This is a genomic window from Flavobacterium sp. AK-345 (genome assembly GCF_058310175.1).
The window spans coordinates 92,588-111,514 of the sequence record NZ_JBZEER010000010.1 but is presented as its reverse complement, the minus strand read 5'-3'; the positions used below and the strand labels follow the sequence as shown (position 1 = coordinate 111,514).

At 32.6% G+C, this 18,927-nt stretch carries 15 protein-coding genes and 1 other RNA gene; 7 read left to right on the top strand and 9 right to left on the bottom strand.

Translation table 11 applies throughout. The features are described 5' to 3' along the window. The first annotated feature begins 87 nt into the window (after positions 1-87). Positions 88-1,395 carry a GAF domain-containing sensor histidine kinase gene (locus AC4FQ3_RS17415; RefSeq protein WP_491182675.1) on the top strand — a complete coding sequence of 436 codons (1,308 nt, stop codon included), beginning with the start codon at positions 88-90 and terminating at the stop codon, positions 1,393-1,395. A 187-nt stretch (positions 1,396-1,582) separates the two neighbouring features. Here the strand turns inward: AC4FQ3_RS17415 and AC4FQ3_RS17410 are convergent, their stop codons facing one another. After that, complete coding sequence (locus tag AC4FQ3_RS17410; RefSeq protein ID WP_073395103.1) at positions 1,583-2,386, bottom strand: SDR family oxidoreductase; 804 nt, start codon at positions 2,384-2,386, stop codon at positions 1,583-1,585. A gap of 185 nt (positions 2,387-2,571) precedes the next feature. After that, an RNA gene (gene ffs / locus AC4FQ3_RS17405) (signal recognition particle sRNA small type) lies at positions 2,572-2,669 on the bottom strand. An 88-nt stretch (positions 2,670-2,757) separates the two neighbouring features. On the opposite strand from ffs, the gene AC4FQ3_RS17400 reads away from it, so the two are divergent. Next, positions 2,758-3,807: a glutaminyl-peptide cyclotransferase gene (locus AC4FQ3_RS17400; protein WP_491182674.1), complete on the top strand. Its 1,050-nt coding sequence runs from the start codon at positions 2,758-2,760 to the stop codon at positions 3,805-3,807. A 141-nt stretch (positions 3,808-3,948) separates the two neighbouring features. Then, positions 3,949-5,184 (top strand): imidazolonepropionase, encoded by a 1,236-nt coding sequence (hutI, locus tag AC4FQ3_RS17395; RefSeq protein WP_491182673.1) that lies wholly within the window; start codon positions 3,949-3,951, stop codon positions 5,182-5,184. A 583-nt stretch (positions 5,185-5,767) separates the two neighbouring features. Here the strand turns inward: hutI and AC4FQ3_RS17390 are convergent. Further along, positions 5,768-6,646, bottom strand: a complete 879-nt coding sequence (locus tag AC4FQ3_RS17390; protein WP_042565038.1) for a DUF8428 domain-containing protein — start codon at positions 6,644-6,646, stop codon at positions 5,768-5,770. A 96-nt stretch (positions 6,647-6,742) separates the two neighbouring features. Between AC4FQ3_RS17390 and AC4FQ3_RS17385 the strand changes: the two genes are divergently transcribed. Together AC4FQ3_RS17385 and AC4FQ3_RS17380 are read left to right on the top strand one after the other, a co-directional pair. After that, positions 6,743-7,780, top strand: a complete 1,038-nt coding sequence (locus tag AC4FQ3_RS17385) for a formimidoylglutamase (protein WP_042565039.1) — start codon at positions 6,743-6,745, stop codon at positions 7,778-7,780. A 125-nt stretch (positions 7,781-7,905) separates the two neighbouring features. After that, positions 7,906-9,156, top strand: coding sequence for a DEAD/DEAH box helicase (locus tag AC4FQ3_RS17380; RefSeq protein ID WP_042565040.1), 1,251 nt, complete (start codon positions 7,906-7,908; stop codon positions 9,154-9,156). Between the two features lie 113 nt (positions 9,157-9,269). Here the strand turns inward: AC4FQ3_RS17380 and AC4FQ3_RS17375 are convergent, their stop codons facing one another. From AC4FQ3_RS17375 to aroC, 3 genes are all read right to left on the bottom strand, one after another. Next, on the bottom strand, positions 9,270-11,459 hold the full coding sequence (locus AC4FQ3_RS17375; RefSeq protein WP_042565041.1) for a response regulator: 2,190 nt from the start codon (positions 11,457-11,459) through the stop codon (positions 9,270-9,272). 129 nt (positions 11,460-11,588) lie between these two features. Beyond that, positions 11,589-12,869, bottom strand: a complete 1,281-nt coding sequence (locus AC4FQ3_RS17370; RefSeq protein WP_491182672.1) for a dicarboxylate/amino acid:cation symporter — start codon at positions 12,867-12,869, stop codon at positions 11,589-11,591. A gap of 51 nt (positions 12,870-12,920) precedes the next feature. Continuing rightward, the gene (aroC, locus tag AC4FQ3_RS17365; protein ID WP_491182671.1) at positions 12,921-13,979 is read right to left on the bottom strand and encodes a chorismate synthase; all 1,059 of its coding nucleotides are present in this window, start codon (positions 13,977-13,979) and stop codon (positions 12,921-12,923) included. 188 nt (positions 13,980-14,167) lie between these two features. Between aroC and AC4FQ3_RS17360 the strand changes: the two genes are divergently transcribed. Next, positions 14,168-14,992: a UDP-2,3-diacylglucosamine diphosphatase gene (locus tag AC4FQ3_RS17360; protein WP_491182670.1), complete on the top strand. Its 825-nt coding sequence runs from the start codon at positions 14,168-14,170 to the stop codon at positions 14,990-14,992. A 157-nt stretch (positions 14,993-15,149) separates the two neighbouring features. Then, the gene (locus AC4FQ3_RS17355) at positions 15,150-15,647 is read left to right on the top strand and encodes a hypothetical protein (RefSeq protein ID WP_042565045.1); all 498 of its coding nucleotides are present in this window, start codon (positions 15,150-15,152) and stop codon (positions 15,645-15,647) included. 189 nt (positions 15,648-15,836) lie between these two features. On the opposite strand, the gene AC4FQ3_RS17350 is transcribed toward AC4FQ3_RS17355, so the two are convergent. From AC4FQ3_RS17350 to AC4FQ3_RS17340, 3 genes are all read right to left on the bottom strand, one after another. Continuing rightward, on the bottom strand, positions 15,837-16,259 hold the full coding sequence (locus AC4FQ3_RS17350; RefSeq protein ID WP_042565046.1) for a protease complex subunit PrcB family protein: 423 nt from the start codon (positions 16,257-16,259) through the stop codon (positions 15,837-15,839). A gap of 15 nt (positions 16,260-16,274) precedes the next feature. Next, positions 16,275-17,420: an N-acetyl-alpha-D-glucosaminyl L-malate synthase BshA gene (bshA, locus tag AC4FQ3_RS17345; RefSeq protein ID WP_042565047.1), complete on the bottom strand. Its 1,146-nt coding sequence runs from the start codon at positions 17,418-17,420 to the stop codon at positions 16,275-16,277. Positions 17,421-18,405: 985 nt separating this feature from the next. Continuing rightward, a complete protein-coding gene (locus AC4FQ3_RS17340; RefSeq protein ID WP_491182669.1) occupies positions 18,406-18,888 on the bottom strand; it encodes an ABC transporter ATPase in 483 nt (160 codons plus the stop codon). Positions 18,889-18,927 lie beyond the last annotated feature (39 nt).

Here is an 18,927-nt window from a genome sequence, read left to right as displayed (position 1 = left end):
TCTTAAAAATAATTCTACATTTCGATATTCCTCGTTATAATACCTTCATTAAAAAAGCGTATTTTTAAAGTCAAAATAAGTCCAAAAGTGCTAGAAGAGAATTTTCAACAAGACATTACTAATATCCAGAATATTACAATTGTACCAACTTTACTAAATGTAATATGCCAAACGACCGGAATGGGTTTTGCAGCCGTAGCAAGAGTTACAGAAGATCGATGGATAACCTGCAGTGTTCAGGACAATGTTACATTTGGTCTAAAACCCGGAGATGAATTACAAGTAAAAACCACAATTTGCGACGAAATTCGCCAGGACAGGAAAGCAGTAATAATTGACAATGTTAGTGAAGATCCTGAATTTCGTTATCATCATACTCCCGCAATGTACGGACTTCAAAGTTATATTTCGGTTCCGATTATGCTTAAAGACGGAAGTTTTTTTGGAACACTTTGTGCCATCGATCCGAAACCAAATAGCTTAAAAACATTCAAAGTCCGAGAAATGTTTAATTTGTTTGCTGATTTAATTTCATTCCACATCACAAGTATTGAAGAAGCAAACGAAAGCAAAACGATTTTAAAAGAGAAAGACAATCTTCTGGAAAAAACCGAAATTGAAAAACAAAAAGCTGTAAAATCAAAATCAGACATTGAGAAAAAACTTATTGAGAAAAACATCTCTCTTGAAAAAATGAACAATGAACTCGAGGCATTTAATTACATTTCGAGTCATGATTTACAGGAACCTTTGCGAAAAATTCAGCTTTTTACAGATACTATTGAACGTGAAGAACTAAATAATTTATCTGAAAAAGGCAAAACTGCATTCAATAAAATTAAGACTTCGGCTTTTAGAATGCAAAATCTAATTAACGACCTTTTAATTTATTCTAAAACAAAATTTGACGATAGAAAGTTTGTACTTAAAGACTTAAATGAAATTACCAGAGACGTTATCGAAGATCTTACAGATGAGTTTGAAAATAAAAATGTAGTTTTTGATATACACGGTTTAGGAAAACTTTCTGTAATAGAATTTCAATTCAGACAGCTTCTTTATAATTTGATTAATAATTCGATGAAATTTGCAAGTCCTGATCGAAATTTAATCATCACAATCTCATCAAAAATCACAAATGGAATACTTGAGAAACTTTCTCCTCTTACCAAATATTACCAAATAACCATTGCAGACAATGGCATTGGGTTTGATCAATCTTATAACGAAAAAATATTTGGACTTTTTCAGGCTTTACACACAAAACCGATAAAAAGTACCGGAATAGGACTTACGATAGTCAAAAGAATTGTAGAAAACCATAACGGCTTTATTAGAGCTGAAGGAATTTTAAATCAAGGAGCAAAATTTGATATTTTTATTCCTTTAGAGTGAATAAGATAGCTTTTTTTACCGCAAAGAACGCAAAGGTTTTTATCTAATTATACTTTCCAAAAACACAAAGTTCGCAAAGCTAAGTAAACACAAAGCTTTGCGAACTTTTTATTTATTCTAATAAAAACTAACTGTAAAAAATCCTTGCGAACTTTGCGGTTAATTTTTTTTCATTACAATTGAATAATTATAGTTTATAATGGTTCATTAGCATTTTTTCATACATTTTATCCGGAAGTACACGTTTTAAAACGATCGAGAATTTCTGCATAAAAACACCCACTTTATAATGCACTTTTGGCTTTTTTTGCTGAATAATTTTGTAAACTGCCTCAGCCATTTCATTCGGATTACTTCCCGCATCAACATGTTCATTCATAGTAGCAAGCACATCTCCGTAAACTTTTTCATAAGCAGAACCTGAAATAACCGGCGCATGATAACGTCCTGAAGCAATATTAGTAGCAAAATCTCCAGGTGCTACGTTGGTGATCTCAATTCCAAAAGACTTTACTTCCATTCTTAAAGCTTCAGTAATTAATTCTAAAGCTCCTTTTGATGCAGAATAAACACTTCTGTACGGCAATCCCATATAACCGGCAATTGAAGTAATATTAATAATCAAACCCGATTTTTGTTCACGCATTTGCGGCAAAACAGCTTTCATCACTTCTATTGGTCCAAAAAAATTGGTTTCGAAGTTATTCTTGATTTCTTCTGTCGGAATTTCTTCCAAAGGCCCTGTAATTCCAACTCCGGCATTATTAATTACAATATCCAATCGCCCGGAAGTTTGAATAATTTTGGCTACCGCCGATTTAATAGATTCGGTATTTCGAACATCTAAAGCCACGAGTGGAAAAACAGAATTCAACACTTTTTCAGGGTTTCGACTTGTTCCATAAACAACGAAACCTTTTTGATGCAAAAATTCTCCAATAGATTTCCCGATCCCTGAAGATCCTCCGGTAATTAAAACGACTTTATTCATTTTGAAAAGTTATGAGTTTTTAGTTATAAGTTATGAGTTGGTTCATTGAGGTAAACTTTTAACCTCTAACTAATAACTTTTAACTTTACGAAGTCCCAAAAATAAAAAAATCCTCCAGAAGGAAGACTACTTTTAAATTAATTCTAAAAAAAAATCCTGAAACATTTCAGGACATATAAAATAAAAAATGGCAAGCGACCTACATCGCACCGCTCAACCACGTACCCTTGCTATGTTCCCATCCTGGGGGAGTCTGCAGGAGCTGGTCGTGTAGGACTTGCCGGTGCAAATATACAATCTTTTTATATTTTTGCAAGACCTTTGTTGCTATAAAAATATCGTCGTATATTGGCTTATTCAAATTTTTAACTATGAAAAAATATAACTTCCTAACTTTCATTTTATTAGGAATCACATTAATTGGATGTGGAGATACAAAAAAAGGTGAAAATTCTTTATTTAACATCGATGATTCCGCTTTTCCTGCTCATTTTTCGTCTCAGGAATCAGTTTCTATTGGAATTTTAAACCCAAAATCAAAAGAAATTGATAGTATCTCTTACTTTGTAAATGACAAAAAAGTGGGTAGCAAAAAAGGAAATGAAAAATTTAAATTTGAATTAAAAGATCAAAAATTAGGATATCAATATCTAAAAGCTACCGTTTATTTTGGCGGAGATTCATCTGATGCTACAAAAAGAATCGAATTGGTTTCGAATGTTGAACCAAAATTATTGAAATATAAAATCGTAAATACATATCCGCACGATACAAAAGCTTTTACAGAAGGTTTAGAATTTCACGACGGTGTTTTATTTGAAAGTACAGGGCAAAAAGCAGATTCTTACTTTAGATCTGTTGATTACAAAACCGGAAAAGTGATTCAGCAAGTAGATCTTCCAAAAGAATATTTTGGTGAAGGAATTACTTTTATAAATGGTAAATTGTTTCAATTAACATGGCAGGAAAAAACTGGTTTTATATACGATGCAAAAACGCTTAAACTTGAAAAAACCTTTAAATACGATAAAGATATTGAAGGCTGGGGAATGACGCACGATGACAAATATATTTATCGCTCTGACGGAACGGAGAAAATCTGGAAAATGGATCCTGAAACCCAAAAAATGATTGATTACATTAATGTTTATTCCGGAACTTCAAAAATTAAAGTTTTGAATGAACTAGAATTAATCGACGGAAAATTCTATGCAAATGTTTGGCAAAAAGATGCGATTGCGGTTGTAAACCCAACTTCGGGAGCTGTTGAAGGAATTCTGGACATGTCTGGTTTACGCAAATTTATCAAACATCCTGAAGCAGAAGTTTTAAACGGAATTGCTTATAATCCTGCAACAAAAACCATTTTTGTAACAGGTAAATATTGGGAAAAATTGTTCGAAATAACAGTTTCAGAATAGGATTACACATAGAGACAAACACGAATTTCACAAATTTTCACGAATTGATTAGTGTTAATTTGTGACCCGAGACCGTAGGACGAACTGGCGAAGCAAATTTGTGTTTTTATATAATTACTACACTAATTAAATTTCTTAATAATGATTACTTTAATCAAAAACATAAAAGAATTGCTTCAGGTTCGTGAAACGTCTGTTTCTAAGGTTTCTGGGGCTGAAATGGCGGTTCTTCCCACTATAAAAAATGCTTATTTAGTAATTGAAAATAATCTAATTGCAGATTTTGGTTTGATGGAAAATCTTCCCGAAATCAATGCAGATGAAGTTATTGATGCTACCGGAAAAATCGTTTTGCCTTCGTGGTGCGACAGCCACACGCATATTGTATATGCTGGAAATCGCGAGCAGGAATTTGTAGACCGAATCAATGGATTCTCTTATGAAGAAATTGCCAATCGTGGTGGCGGAATTTTAAACTCTGCTAAAAAATTAAACGAAACTTCTGAAGAAGAAATTTACGAGCAATCAAAAGTTCGTTTGGAAGAAGTGATGCATTTAGGAACCGGAGCGGTTGAAATAAAATCCGGTTACGGACTTACTATTGAAGGCGAATTAAAAATGCTTCGCGTTATCAAAAAACTGGCAGCAAATTATCCTATTTCAATAAAAGCAACATTTTTGGGCGCTCATGCATTTCCTTTATATTACAAAGAAAACAAACAAGGCTATATTGATGAAATTATAACCAAAATGCTTCCGGAAATCGCTCAAAATAAACTGGCAGATTATATTGATGTATTTTGCGAAACCGGTTATTTTTCTGTTGAAGAAACAGAGAAAATTATGGAAGCCGGAATTCAATTCGGCTTAAAGCCAAAAATTCATGTGAATCAATTTAATTCTATTGGCGGAATTCAGGCCGGAATTAAATTTAATGCACTTTCCGTCGATCATCTTGAAGTTATGAATCCGGAAGATATTGAAGCCTTAAAAAACACAGAAACGATGCCTGTGGCTTTGCCATCCTGTTCTTATTTTTTAAGCATCCCTTACACTCCTGCCCGCGAAATGATAAAAGCCGGTTTGCCACTTGCATTGGCAACTGATTTCAACCCCGGCTCCACTCCATCGGGAAATATGAATTTTGTGGTGGCAACAGCGTGTATCAAAATGAAAATGACTCCCGAAGAAGCGATTAACGCAGCAACAATAAATGGCGCCTACGCGATGGGAATTTCTGAAACTCATGGAAGTATTACAAAAGGAAAAAAAGCCAATCTTATCCTCACTAAACCTATTTCATCTTATTATCAGATTCCATATGCGTTTGGCAGTAATTTAATAGAAAGTGTTTTTGTGGAAGGTGAAATTTTGTAAAGGCAATTCATAAGTTAAAAAATACATAAAAATCTTACAATAAAAATTTTAAGTAAAAGAATTGTCTATATTTACAAATCAGATTTTTTAAATATGGAAATGTTAGTTCACATAATAGATTTAGGCAAATTTGGTTTAAAACATAGTGTTTTAAATACCAAAATAAGCTTGTATTCGAACAAGAGCATTTCTGTATTATCTTCTTATAAATTAAAAATCTTCCCGAATTGTTAAGCACAGCGAGTGTGCTTAATAAAATCCTATAAAACTTTTTTAAATATGCTATTCCAATCTTTATTGGATAATGGCTACTCGCTATAAAGTTTTTTTATTACGAATAAATTATAGGATCGGCTTTACACTATTTTTTAATAATTAAAACAAGAAGATCATGGCAAAGGTTAATAATTTAAAAACTCCGTCGACAGATTTAAAAGCAAAAAAACAAGAGAAAATTTTAAAAAAGCTGGAAGAACAGCAAACCAGAAAAAGAAAATAGATATTAAATTATTGTGATTTTTAATTTAATAAAAAAGGTCTGTGAATTTCTTCACAGACCTTTTACTTTTATTTCAAATAATTCTTATCTTAAAGAAAAACTAGTTTTAGAAACTAATTCGTCATTATCAAAAACATTGATAAAATAAGTTCCTTTTTCGAAGTCTTTACCTGGTAAATCTTCAGAAACCTGTACAGTTTTGTTTTCGTACTGAATTGTTTTCTTGAAGCTGTAAGTTAAAGTATTGTCTCCAAAACTTTCTGTTTTCTTATCTCCTAAAACATTGTTTTTAGCATCGATAACCTGAATATAGTACGTTTTATCTCCAGATTTTGCAATTTGATTTTCAGCAATAGTAAAACTTACTTTTAAAACGTCAGCACGGCTTGCTTTATCAGTTTCAATTTGTTTTCCTGAGCTTTTCAATTTGTAAGCTGCAGTTTTTGTATTCAAAATTGATAATTTAGACCCTTTTTCAACTGTTTTAGCCAATTCTTCGTTTTGACCAACTAAAACTTCGTTGAATTTCTTAGATTCTCCTAAAACTACAATAGTACTATCTCTCTGAACTGTTAAAACACCATTTTGTTTTTTCAATTCATCGTTTTCAGCAACTAAAGTTTTCATTTTAGCCTGCATGCCTACAACTTGATTTCTGTATTTAGATACATCTCCTTTAGATTTATTTAAATCATCCATCAAAGCTACTACTTTATCTCTTTCCTGAATTAATTCATCAGACATTGAAGTGTTTTCTGCAATTGCAGCATCGTAAGTCGCTTTTAATTCCTGCAAATCTTTCATAACAGATTCTTTCTCTGTTAGAGTTGTGGTAAGTTCAGTTTTAACTACATCTGTATCAGATGATAATTTAAAAATATACACTAAACTTCCAATTAGTAGTACTGCTAAAACAGCGATTACCGCCTTTAGACTTGAGTTGTTTTTGTTTGGGTTTTCCATATTTTAATAATTTTCTTAAAAACAAATTTAATAATTAATATATCGTTATAACGTAAGTTACTACAATTATATTATTTTTGAACAATATTTTTTTTTATGGAGAAACTAATCCCATTTACTATTAATGATTTAGCTAAAGTAACCAACCATCGAAGTGGTGAAATTAAGTTTGGAGAAAAGATGATTATCATTCCAAATGGAGTTGATAAGGTCAATTTCCTGAAAGAAAGCGAAGCTAAATATGTACTTTTAGGAATTCCTGAAGACATTGGCGTGCGTGCTAATTACGGAAGACCGGGAACGGCATCTGCATGGGAAAGTGCCATAAAAAGCATTGCAAACATTCAGCATAACCGTTTTGCCAAAGGCAGCCAGATTATTGTTTTAGGACAAATTAATGTTTCTGCAGAAATGCGTGATGTTGAAAATCTTGATTTTAATGATATTGATGACCGTTCAAAATTAAGTCAGCTTGTTGAAAAAGTTGATAAAGAAGTTTCTCATATTATTTTTACTATAATAAAGGCAGGAAAAACACCAATTATAATTGGAGGAGGCCACAATAATGCTTACGGAAATATTAAAGGTTCGGCTTTAGCCAAAGGAAAACCAATAAATGCTATTAATTTTGATGCCCATTCAGATTTCAGGATTCTTGAAGGCCGTCATAGCGGAAATGGATTTTCTTATGCGTACGAAGAAGGTTTCCTGAAAAAATATTTCATTTTTGGACTTCACGAAAATTATACTTCAAAAAGTGTTCTCGATATAATTAAAAAATTAGAAGATCGTGTACGCTACAATACTTATGATAGTGTAAATATTCGCAAAGAAAAAGATTTCGACAGAGAAATGGCTTTGGCTTTAGAATTTATCAAAACAGATTCATTTGGCATCGAAATAGATCTGGATGCAATTCCGAATATTGCAAGCAGTGCCATGACAATTAGCGGGTTTTCGATAGAAGAATTACGTCAGTTTGTTTCGTTTTTCGGACAGCACAGAAATGCTGCTTATTTACACATTTGCGAAGGCGCGCCAGACTTAGATCAATCGCCAAACAATCATCTTATTGGAAAATTAATTGGTTATTTAATTACTGATTTCATAAAAGCAAACAACGAAAAAATTTAACTTATACCAGCTGAAAATTAGATCATTTGCCAAATAAACCCCAATTCAAACGGACCATTGGCTGAATAAACCTATCTTTGCACAGATTTTTAGTACTTAAAACTAAATTTCTTAATACCTAAGATATGTTATTTGAAGATTTATCACTTTCCAAAAGTATACAAAAAGCCGTATTTGAAGAAGGCTATTTAAACCCCACACCTATTCAGGAGCAATCTATTCCGATCGTTTTAGCAGGAAGAGACCTTATTGGCTGTGCACAAACAGGAACAGGAAAAACAGCAGCATTTGCTATTCCAATCATACACCAATTACACCGAATTGTAGGTTCATCAAAAAAAGCCAAGGTCATTCGTGCCCTTATAGTTACGCCAACCCGTGAACTTGCTGTTCAGATTGGGCAAAGTTTTGATACTTATGCCAAATATACCAACCTGACCCAACTGACCATTTTTGGTGGAGTTTCTCAAAATCCCCAAGTTGATACTTTGAAAAAAGGTGTTGATATTTTGGTTGCCACTCCGGGAAGATTACTGGATTTACAAAAACAAGGTTTTCTTGATCTTGATCACTTGCATACTTTAGTTTTGGATGAAGCCGATCAAATGCTTGATATGGGTTTTATTAACGATGTAAAAAAGATTGTAAAACTAACGCCTAAAAATCGTCAGACTTTATTATTCTCGGCTACAATGCCTATCGCAATTAGAGAATTGGCCGAAATGTTTTTGCAGGATCCTGCAAAAGTAGAAGTTTCGCCTGTTTCATCAACAGCAGAAAATGTAGAGCAACGTGTATATTTTGTTGAAAAAACAGAGAAAAGAAATTTACTTTATCATTTAATAAAAAACGAAAACTTATCGAATGTTTTGGTTTTTTCGAGAACCAAACACGGAGCTGATAATGTTGTAAAAGCATTGCGCAAAAAAGATATCCCTGCAGAAGCAATTCACGGCGATAAATCTCAAAATGCAAGACAACGTGTTTTGGATGCTTTTAAAAATAAAGAAGTTGGTGTTCTTGTTGCTACAGATATCGCCGCAAGAGGAATCGATATTGATCAATTGCCTTTTGTAATTAATTTTGATTTGCCGAATATTCCTGAAACTTACGTACACCGAATTGGTAGAACAGGACGTGCAGGAAATGGCGGAATCGCAATTTCATTTTGCAGTAAAGATGAACATCCTTATTGGAAAGATATTCAGAAATTGATAAAAGTTGATGTAAAAACAATTACCGATCATCCTTATCAATGGCATGCAGGAAGTCCTGAAGCAACTGCTGAGAAACCTAAAAACTCAAACCGCAGTGGTGGCGCTCATAAATCTAGAAAGTCAAACGCATCCAAACAAAATAAAAAGCGCTGGTATTAGGAGATAAAATTCAAACACGAATTTCACTAATTTACACAAATTCTAATAGTTAAGTTACTTTGTGAAATTAATTTCACAAAGTAACAATTAGTGTAAATTCGTGAAATTCGTGTTTAACATCCTACGTTTTTTGTTTCATAGATTAAGTAATTCATAATCTTAAAGAGTTTTACAGGCTCAAAAGGTTTTATGATAATATCATTCATGCCCGAAGATATTGCTTCATCTGTTATTTCATCTTTATCAAAAGCTGTTAAGGCAACAATAGGAGTCTTGATCCCTAATTGGCGGATTCTTTTTGTGGTTTCAAATCCATTCATTAATGGCATGTTTATATCCATCAAAATAAGATCAAAATCTTCGTTTTCGAGTATTTGCAAAGCGCCAAAACCATCATCAACCACTTTGCATATATAATTATTTTTTTCAATAATTTTTCTGGTCACTAATTGATTGATAAGATTATCTTCGACAATTAAAATTTTATATATTTCATCAGAAGTTAAATCAACCTGAATTTCATCAATAATATCCTTTGTTTTTGCCGGATTACATTCAAAAGGAATGGTGAACGAAAATGCAGTACCTTCACCTATATCACTTTGCAAAAGTATCGTTGTTCCAAAAAGTCCTAATAATCTTTTTACAATACTTAAACCTAATCCTGTTCCCTGATAATCTTCGTCCTTTCTTCCAACCTGAACAAATTTTTCAAAAATCTTGCCCTGATCAGCAATGGCTATTCCTACTCCATTATCTTTTATATGAAATTCTAAATAATGGTATTTTCCTTCTGTTTTTTTAAGGTTTACGATAATTTCAACTTCACCATCTTTAGTAAATTTCAAGGCATTACTAACTAAATTCATCAGTATTTGAGCCAATCTTAATTTATCTCCAATTAAATATTCCGGAATATCCCGGTCAATGCTGACTGAAATTTTATTATTGTTTTTTTGCGATAAAAACGAAAGTGAGTTTTTGATCATTGCAATTTCATCAGAAATATTAAATGTCAGGTTTTCCAGAACGACTTTATTTTCTTCTATTTTATTAATTTGAAGAATATCATTTACTAACGATAATAAATATCTGGCAGAGAATTTTAAGGAACTGAGGTGCTGACTGTTTGATAATTCTTTATGTTCTTCGAGCAGCATATTTGTTATTCCCACAACTCCATACAAAGGCGTACGCAATTCGTGGCTTATAGTAGAAATAAATTGTGTTTTAAGTAAAGATGCTTCTTCGGCGATTTCTTTGGCTTGTAAAAGCTCTAAATTATGTTTTTTCTTGTATCGGATATTTTTGATCAGCGTAATAATCAGTAAAAGGAGAATAAACGAAATTACGATAAACAAAATAACAATAAGTCTCGATTTTTTCAGGCTCTGATATTGTGATATTTTTTCGTTTTCAATTTTATCAATCTGTCTTTTGTATTCGTCCAATTCGAGATTAAATCCGGCAATAGAAGCCTTTTTTAATTTCTCTTCATTATATAATTCTTCGGTAATTTTATTAAATGCAGAAAGATTTTCATAAGCTTCCTTGTATTTTTCAATTTTGGTTAAGAACTTAGAATATTCTAAATGACTATATGACAAATCTGATTTTTCTACACTATTTTTACCCGCTTCGATCGCTTTTAAAAAGTAGGCATTTGCAGTATCATTATCTTCCTTATAACTGGAATACATGCCGTTAAGCATATTTACAACCACATCTGTAGATTCGTCGCCGTATTTTTTTTTATTAGCGTCGATATATTTCAAATACGGATATCCTTCTTTAAAATTACCATAATCAAAATTAGCCCAGGCAATATTTACGTTTGTAAAATATACCTGATTCAAATCATTGATTTTTAAACCATATGCAATTGATTTTTTATAATACCGAATTCCTTTATCAAATTGTTTTCTTTCAAAACAATATATATTCCCTAAGTTATTGTAAAGACTGTATTTTATAGAATCGTTATTGGTTTTATTAGCGTAAAACAAACTTTTGTTGTAGAAAAAAATAGCTTTATCAAACTCTGATAATTCGCTATAATTTCCTGCTATGATTTTATACGAACGCGCTATTAAGTAGTCGTTTTTAAGAGCTGTTGCATAATTTAAAGCTACACGGGAAGTAATTAAGGATTTTTCGAAATTAGAATCTTTATAATCGAACCAGGCCTGTTTTACAAGTTTATTTATCTTGTCTTCAGAAATAATTTCAGATTGTGCAATCGCCAAATTGTCAGCACAATTCAGAATTAAAAGGAGGGTTAAAAAAATGCGTATTTGGGGCATAAATAGGCTAGTTTCATTCAAATATACGTTTAAAAATAAAAAAAAGCTGTATTTCAAATAAAAATACAGCTTTTTTCTTATTTTAAATATTTCAAAGAAAACTACAACGTTTTTCTCGTGAAGAAAATTTTAGTTTTCAGAAACAATATCAGATTCTTTATCGCTCTCCCATTGTCCCACAACTGAAGTTGCCAAAGCATTTCCTAAAACATTGGTTGCACTTCTAAACATATCACAAAAGTGATCAATTGGCAATATTAATGCAATTCCTTCAATAGGAATATCAAACATACCACAAGTTGCCGCTACTACGACCAAACTTGCTCTTGGCACACCTGCAATACCTTTACTGGTTAACATTAAAACCAAAAGCATAACCATTTGAGTTCCCAGATCTAAATGAACACCATAAAATTGCGCAATGAATATACTGGCAAAAGTCATGTACATCATACTTCCGTCAAGGTTAAATGAATATCCAAGTGGTAACATAAAAGATACAATTCTGTCTTTTACGCCAAAATTTTCTAATTCTTCAGTTAATTTTGGAAAAACAGCCTCGCTGCTTGTTGTTCCAAAGGCAATTGCCAACGGACCAATAATACGTTTTAATAGTTCTGTCATTCTTCCTTTTAGGAAAATATATCCCACAGCAATTAAAACAGCCCATAAAGTACTTATACCTATTAAAAATGATCCGAAAAATTTAAAGTACGTAATCACTAATTCTTCTGTATCTCTAATGGCAAAAACTCCTGCAATGGCACCAAAAACCCCTATTGGAGCAAAGTTCATTACATAATTTACCATTTTTAAAACAATATGCGAAACTTTATCCAAAGCATTTATAACCGGTTTTACGGTATTTCCTAAAGATGCAGCGGCTAATCCAAAAAAGATAGAAAATATTACTATCTGCAAGATTTCATTTGTTGCCAATGCTTCAAAAATACTTTTGGGAACAATATGTTCTACGAAGTTATCAAAAGATAATGTTTTTGTTTTACCGGTTACTTCTGAAGCTGAAGCCATATCAATATGCTCTAATTTTATACCAACCCCCGGCTCTAATACATTTACATAAAATAACCCGATTAGTAATGATATAAACGAAGCAGTAAAAAACCATGCTAATGCTTTTCCTCCAACTCTTCCAACTGTTTTTATATCTCCCAGTTTTGCAATACCAACTACCAAAGTAGTAAATACTAAAGGCGAAATGATCATTTGTACCAATCGGATAAAAATGGTTGCTAACATTTTTATTTTACTGCTAAATGATTGCGCTGCCTCAGGTGAAATCGAATTGTGCAATATAATTCCGAGAATAGCCCCAAGAACCATTGCTACTATAATTTGACCCGTTAATCCTGAAAGAAATGATTTTTTTTTGGTTTCTGTAACTTGCATTAAATAGTTTTTTAGATTAAAACATTAAGACCCTCACTGTCTTAATTTTTATTAATATGTTTTGTTGATCAAATAAAAATCAGCCAAAACAATCGCTGCCATTGCTTCAACAATAGGCACTGCGCGAGGCACAACACACGGATCATGACGGCCTTTACCGGTCATTGGTGTGATATTTCCTTTATTATCAAGTGAATCCTGAGTTTGCATGATAGTAGCAACGGGTTTAAAAGCTACTCTGAAATAAATATCCATTCCATTGCTTATTCCTCCCTGAATTCCTCCGGAAAGATTTGTTTTTGTAGTTCCGTCAGGATTGTATAAATCATTGTGTTCGCTTCCTTTCATTTCAGAACCAGAAAATCCGCTTCCGTATTCAAAACCTTTTACGGCATTTATAGAAAGCATTGCTTTTCCTAATTCAGCATGAAGTTTATCAAAAACAGGTTCGCCTAAACCAACCGGAACATTTTGAATCACACAGGAAACAACACCGCCAACAGTATCTCCCTGTTTGCGAATATCACGAATATATTCTTCCATAATCGCTGCTGATTCTTCGTCAGGACAACGAACAGGGTTACTTTCTATTTTCGAAAAATCCAATTCCTGATAAGGTGTATCTAAATGAATAGGTCCAACAGAAGAAACGTAAGCATTAATTTTAATTTCCGGTAACATTTGCTTAGCAATTGCACCTGCAACTACTCTGCTTGCTGTTTCTCTGGCTGAGCTTCTTCCGCCACCGCGATAATCACGAAAACCATACTTTTGATCATACACATAGTCTGCATGGCTTGGTCTGTAATTGTCTTTTATATGAGAGTAATCGTCTGATTTTTGATTGGTATTCGGAATAATAAAACCTATTGGAGTTCCCGTAGTTTTACCTTCAAATATTCCTGATAAAAACTGAACCGCATCCGGTTCTTTACGTTGGGTTACGATTGCAGATTGTCCCGGTTTTCTGCGTGACATTTCAACTTCAATCGCTTCTAAGTCAAGTTGTATTCCCGACGGGCAACCGTCTATAATTCCGCCTAAAGCTTCTCCGTGTGATTCTCCAAATGTGGTTACTTTATATAGTGTGCCGTAGCTATTTCCTGCCATTGTAATTTGTTTTGAGCAAATGTAAGTTTTATGAATTAAATTAAAAAATTTAAAATTGGTATTATTAAATAAAGGTTAAGTTGTTTAAAAATCACAATTTATTAAAATTGTGGTCAAATTGGTAACCTTTTGATAAAATAAATCTCGCGTTAGATTCTTTTATTTGTTAAACTTCAAAATAAGAAAAATTGAAAAAGAGAAATGTCGAGTTGGTCATTCTATCAGATGTCCATTTAGGAACTTACGGTAGCCACGCCAAAGAACTAAACAACTATCTGTCAAGTATAAAACCCAAAACATTAGTTTTAAATGGCGACATAATTGATGCCTGGCAATTTAGAAAATCATACTTTCCAAAAGCTCATTTAAGAGTTATTCAAAAAGTAATCGGAATGGCTTCCAAAGGCACAAAAGTGTATTACATTACCGGAAACCACGATGAAATTCTGAGAAAATTTACAGATATGAATATGGGTAATTTTGCTCTTGTCGATAAATTAGTTTTAGAATTAGACGATAAAAAAGCGTGGATTTTTCATGGAGACGTTTTTGATGCCTCTGTACAACATTCAAAATGGATCGCAAAATTGGGTGGTTTAGGTTATGATTACCTAATTCTTACGAACCGTTTTGTCAATTGGGTATTATCTAAACTGGGCCGCGAACCTTATTCATTTTCTAAAAAAATAAAAGCAAGCGTAAAAAAAGCAGTTAAATTTATTTCTGATTTCGAAACTACAGCTACTGATTTAGCTATAGAAAAAAACTACGATTATGTAATTTGCGGACATATTCATGAACCTAAAATTATCAAAAAAGAAAACAAACACGGCTCTACATTATATTTAAATTCAGGGGATTGGGTCGAGAATTTAACAGCTTTAGAATACCACAAAAAACGCTGGAAATTATTTTCGTATTCTCAAACTAACTTCACAGAAGAAGAAAATCTTTTTGAAATGGAAGACATTCTGAGCAACCATTTAATTACCTCTATTCTAAAACAAAAATAACGCTCAATTAAAAAATTGTTTCGGACTTAAATAGCAAATTGATTTTTAAACAGACTTGCAAATAAGTCAAAATGTAAATTATATAACAATTTTATAGAATCTTATACGTTTTGACTTTTAGAGTAATTGTAAGTTTGAATAAAAATTAATAACAATCATGAAAAAAATCATTTTATCTGCCTTTATGCTGTTAGGTTTAGCGTTTACAGCGCAATCACAAGAAATTTCAAAAAATGCACTGGGATTACGTCTGGGCGACAACAACGGTTTTGGAGGCGAAGTATCTTATCAATTGGGATTAAACCAAAAGAACAGGCTTGAATTTGATTTAGGCTGGAGAAACAGCAGCGATGTAGATGCTATTAAGGCTGTTGCACTTTATCAATGGGTTTGGAATATCGATGGAGGTTTTAACTGGTACGCAGGTGTCGGTGGAGGTGTTGCCGCTTGGGATCATGATTATTACTACGACAACGGAAGATATAATGATAGCGGAACTTATGTTTTTGCAGCTGGAGATATTGGTATAGAATATAGATTTTCTGAAGTGCCAATTACATTATCATTAGACGCAAGACCTGAAATTGGTTCTGGATATTATGATGATGACAATTTTGGATTTGATGTAGGTTTAGGAGTTAAATTCAGATTCTAAAATATTAAAGTAAAAAATAATTGTAAAAAAGAAACCTGTCGCTTTAAAACGACAGGTTTTTTTTATGCTTTAATTTTGTTTCAAATTTCAGGTTCTGCTAATTGTCAGGCTGAGCGGAGTCGAAGCCTTTGTTGCGTTGACTTCGACTCCGCTCAGCCTGTGACAACAATAGCGTTTTACCTCAAAAAATTATTTAACAATAATTTCTTTCTTAGAATGAACTCTCACAACTGTATAAGGATAAGTAATTACCTGCATCGTCATAGCGTCTGCAGCCGGACCTTTTTCTTTCACTGTAATAATGATATTTTTATCCGTTTCTTCTACTTTTTCAACACTAATCGAATAACCGCCAGTGTTCTTTTCTCCCATATTCAGAATAACATAATTAGAATTATTTATATCGGCCTGTTTCATTTTATCAGCCAAAAGTGGGTCATTCTCGAGCATTTTAATTTCATTTGGCTCTGTTAAGATTTCAAAAAACTTAATATTTCCGCCACCATCAGATTGTTCTGTTAAAACTTCATAAAGTGCTTTTGAATCAGATCCTTTTTTTGCTCCGCAGGAAATTAAGACAAAAACTGCTAAAACCGAAATAACTTTTTTCATCTGTTTATTTTTTAATTACTGTTTTTCATATTTATAATCATCAATTGCTCTTTGGTAAAGTGCTTCGTATTTTGGCAATATATTTTTAATATCAAATTTTTTCGCAACCTCTAAAGCATTTGCTTTAAATTCATTCAAAACAGCATCATCTTTTAAGATTTTAATAGCGTTTGCAGCCATTTCATCGACATCTCCAACATTGCTCAAGTAACCAGAGTAACCATCAAAATTTACTTCAGGCAAACCACCGGAATTACTCGAAATAACCGGAACGCCGCATGCCATAGCTTCCAAAGCTGCCAAACCAAAACTTTCTGTTTCTGATGGAAGTAAAAACAAATCGGTTAAAAGTAAAATTTTATCAATTTCATTACTATTACCAAAGAAAATAACCTTGTCGTGAATTCCTAATTCCATACATAAAGCTTCTGCTTTTTCTTTTTCAGGACCATCACCAACCATCATTAATTTAGCTGGCATTACTTTTTGAATATTGTAGAAAATTTTAATAATATCCGGAATACGTTTTACCTTTCTAAAGTTACTGATATGCGTAATAATACGCTCATTTTCCTTTGCCATAACAGAACGATGACAAGGCGCTAACGGATCTTTTTTAACTTTATCCAGTTCAATAAAATTCGGAATCACTTTTATTTTATTCTTGATTTTGAATAATTTCAAAGTATCATCTTTCAAACTCTGCGAAACCGAAGTTACATAATCTGATTTATTAATACTAAAAGTCACCGCCGGTTTATAAAAAGGGTGATTCCCTACCAGTGTAATATCAGTACCGTGAAGTGTCGTAATCATCGGAAGATTAATTCCTTCATTTTTCAACATTTGCTTCGCCATATAGCCCGCATACGCATGCGGAATAGCATAATGTACATGCAGTAATTCAATCTTGTATAATTTCACCATATCAACCAATTTGCTCGATAAAGCCAACTCATAAGGCTGATAATGAAAAAGAGGATATTCAGGAACGTTTACTTCGTGATAATGAACATTAGGATTTAAAAGTGCCAACCGAACGGGCTGACTATAAGTAATAAAATGGATTTCGTGTCCGCGTCTGGCTAGTTCAAGGCCCAATTCTGTGGCTACAACCCCACTACCGCCAAATGTCGGATAACAAACTATAGCTATTTTCATGTATTAAATTTAATAACTACGAAAGTACTCAAAAATAGCTTTTAATTGATCGTTTAAATTGTTAGATTTTTGTGAATTATAGATTGATCAGATTATTAGAATGTTAGATTATCGACTTTTTTATAGATTAAGATTTTACTGTTATCCTGAGCGAAGTCGAAGGACTTACCACTCATAATTCATAGCTTATAATCCATAATTTTTATCAGGAGCAGAAAATTTCGTTTTCAAAAGAACCAGTTGTCCCGCTGTCCACTATATCTTTTCTGCCGTCCCGAGGCTTCGGGACCGGCAAAAAAGGATGCCGCTCCCATCGGGGCTAAATTAGAGGTTTTGGCTTTCATAAGGCCCTCATTCTAGACCCGACAGTCCCGAAGACCTCGGGATAAAAACCTGTCGGGTTTACTGCGATTTATCTTTGTCAAAGTTTTAAACTTTGACAAAGATTTCCTCAATCTTGTCATCGTATAAACAATAAACTGCACGAAACTCTACAAATATTGGTGATTATACAAAATATGTAGTCCCTACGGGACAATATTATTATGTGTGCATTTTTTTTGCTACCAATATGTAACTCCTAACGGAGTATTTAAAGATTTGCTTTTTAATAAACAGAACAGGCAACAAAATATTTAAACCGCAAAGAAGTGGTTACCTCGTAGAAGTTAAATATTAATAGTCTCTACGGGGAATATTATCATGTGTGTGTCTTTTTTTCTACCAATATTTAGCTTCTAACGGAGTATTTAAAGATTTTTTTTTAACAAATAAAACAAGTAACAAACATATTTAACCAAAAAGAAGCGATTACCTCGTAGAGGTTAAATATTGGTAGAAAAATATAATTAAGTTAAATACAATTTCCCGTAGGGAATACATAAACAACACGCGCAAACTTTAAAAAAAACAAACAACTTAGTTCCACAAAAAAAGGCACGAAACCTAAGTCCCATGCCTTTTAAATATATTATAAATTTCTCTTTTAGAAAAACCTGCTATGCCAGCTATCAGCGGCAGGAACTTCCCAAGATTCGTTGAATTCTTCAATATTGTTTACGAGATTATTAAAAACAATTGTATTTTCAGAAACTGATTTATCCTTAACCATTTTCTTGAAATCGATTAAAGGTTTGTGCGCGATATGTTCACCAAGTTTAAAAGTTACGTTCATTTTATCCAATAAATCAACGCTGTATTTTTTCTCTAAACTTTGAATAAATTCAACAGAACTATCAATAGAACAACCTGTAGCTGCTTGTACATCCTGATTTACAGCCAATATAATAAATCGGTTATATTTTAGAAGATATGAAGCTTCCAAACTTGTTCCGTGTGCTGCCCATTCTTCTACAAAAGCTTTTAGATCAGTTTCTATTTCAGAAAATTCTTCCTCAGAAAATTTTCTGTTCGATTGATAAATCCAGATTCTGGATTCACCAGGTAAATTTTCAAAAGGTATATACATTTTAATTCTTCTTTAGTTTAATTTGTTTCAAGTTTCAAG

Bases quoted from the DNA above. Each gene is read 5' to 3' on its own strand.
- AC4FQ3_RS17385 (WP_042565039.1), top strand. From the start codon at position 6,743: ATGGAGAAACTAATCCCATTTACTATTAATGATTTAGCTAAAGTAACC.
- AC4FQ3_RS17350 (WP_042565046.1), bottom strand. From the start codon at position 16,259: ATGAAAAAAGTTATTTCGGTTTTAGCAGTTTTTGTCTTAATTTCCTGC.
- aroC (WP_491182671.1), bottom strand. From the start codon at position 13,979: ATGGCAGGAAATAGCTACGGCACACTATATAAAGTAACCACATTTGGA.
- AC4FQ3_RS17390 (WP_042565038.1), bottom strand. From the start codon at position 6,646: ATGGAAAACCCAAACAAAAACAACTCAAGTCTAAAGGCGGTAATCGCT.
- AC4FQ3_RS17375 (WP_042565041.1), bottom strand. From the start codon at position 11,459: ATGCCCCAAATACGCATTTTTTTAACCCTCCTTTTAATTCTGAATTGT.
- AC4FQ3_RS17380 (WP_042565040.1), top strand. From the start codon at position 7,906: ATGTTATTTGAAGATTTATCACTTTCCAAAAGTATACAAAAAGCCGTA.
- hutI (WP_491182673.1), top strand. From the start codon at position 3,949: ATGATTACTTTAATCAAAAACATAAAAGAATTGCTTCAGGTTCGTGAA.
- AC4FQ3_RS17355 (WP_042565045.1), top strand. From the start codon at position 15,150: ATGAAAAAAATCATTTTATCTGCCTTTATGCTGTTAGGTTTAGCGTTT.
- AC4FQ3_RS17370 (WP_491182672.1), bottom strand. From the start codon at position 12,869: ATGCAAGTTACAGAAACCAAAAAAAAATCATTTCTTTCAGGATTAACG.
- AC4FQ3_RS17410 (WP_073395103.1), bottom strand. From the start codon at position 2,386: ATGAATAAAGTCGTTTTAATTACCGGAGGATCTTCAGGGATCGGGAAA.
- bshA (WP_042565047.1), bottom strand. From the start codon at position 17,420: ATGAAAATAGCTATAGTTTGTTATCCGACATTTGGCGGTAGTGGGGTT.
- AC4FQ3_RS17400 (WP_491182674.1), top strand. From the start codon at position 2,758: ATGAAAAAATATAACTTCCTAACTTTCATTTTATTAGGAATCACATTA.
- AC4FQ3_RS17340 (WP_491182669.1), bottom strand. From the start codon at position 18,888: ATGTATATACCTTTTGAAAATTTACCTGGTGAATCCAGAATCTGGATT.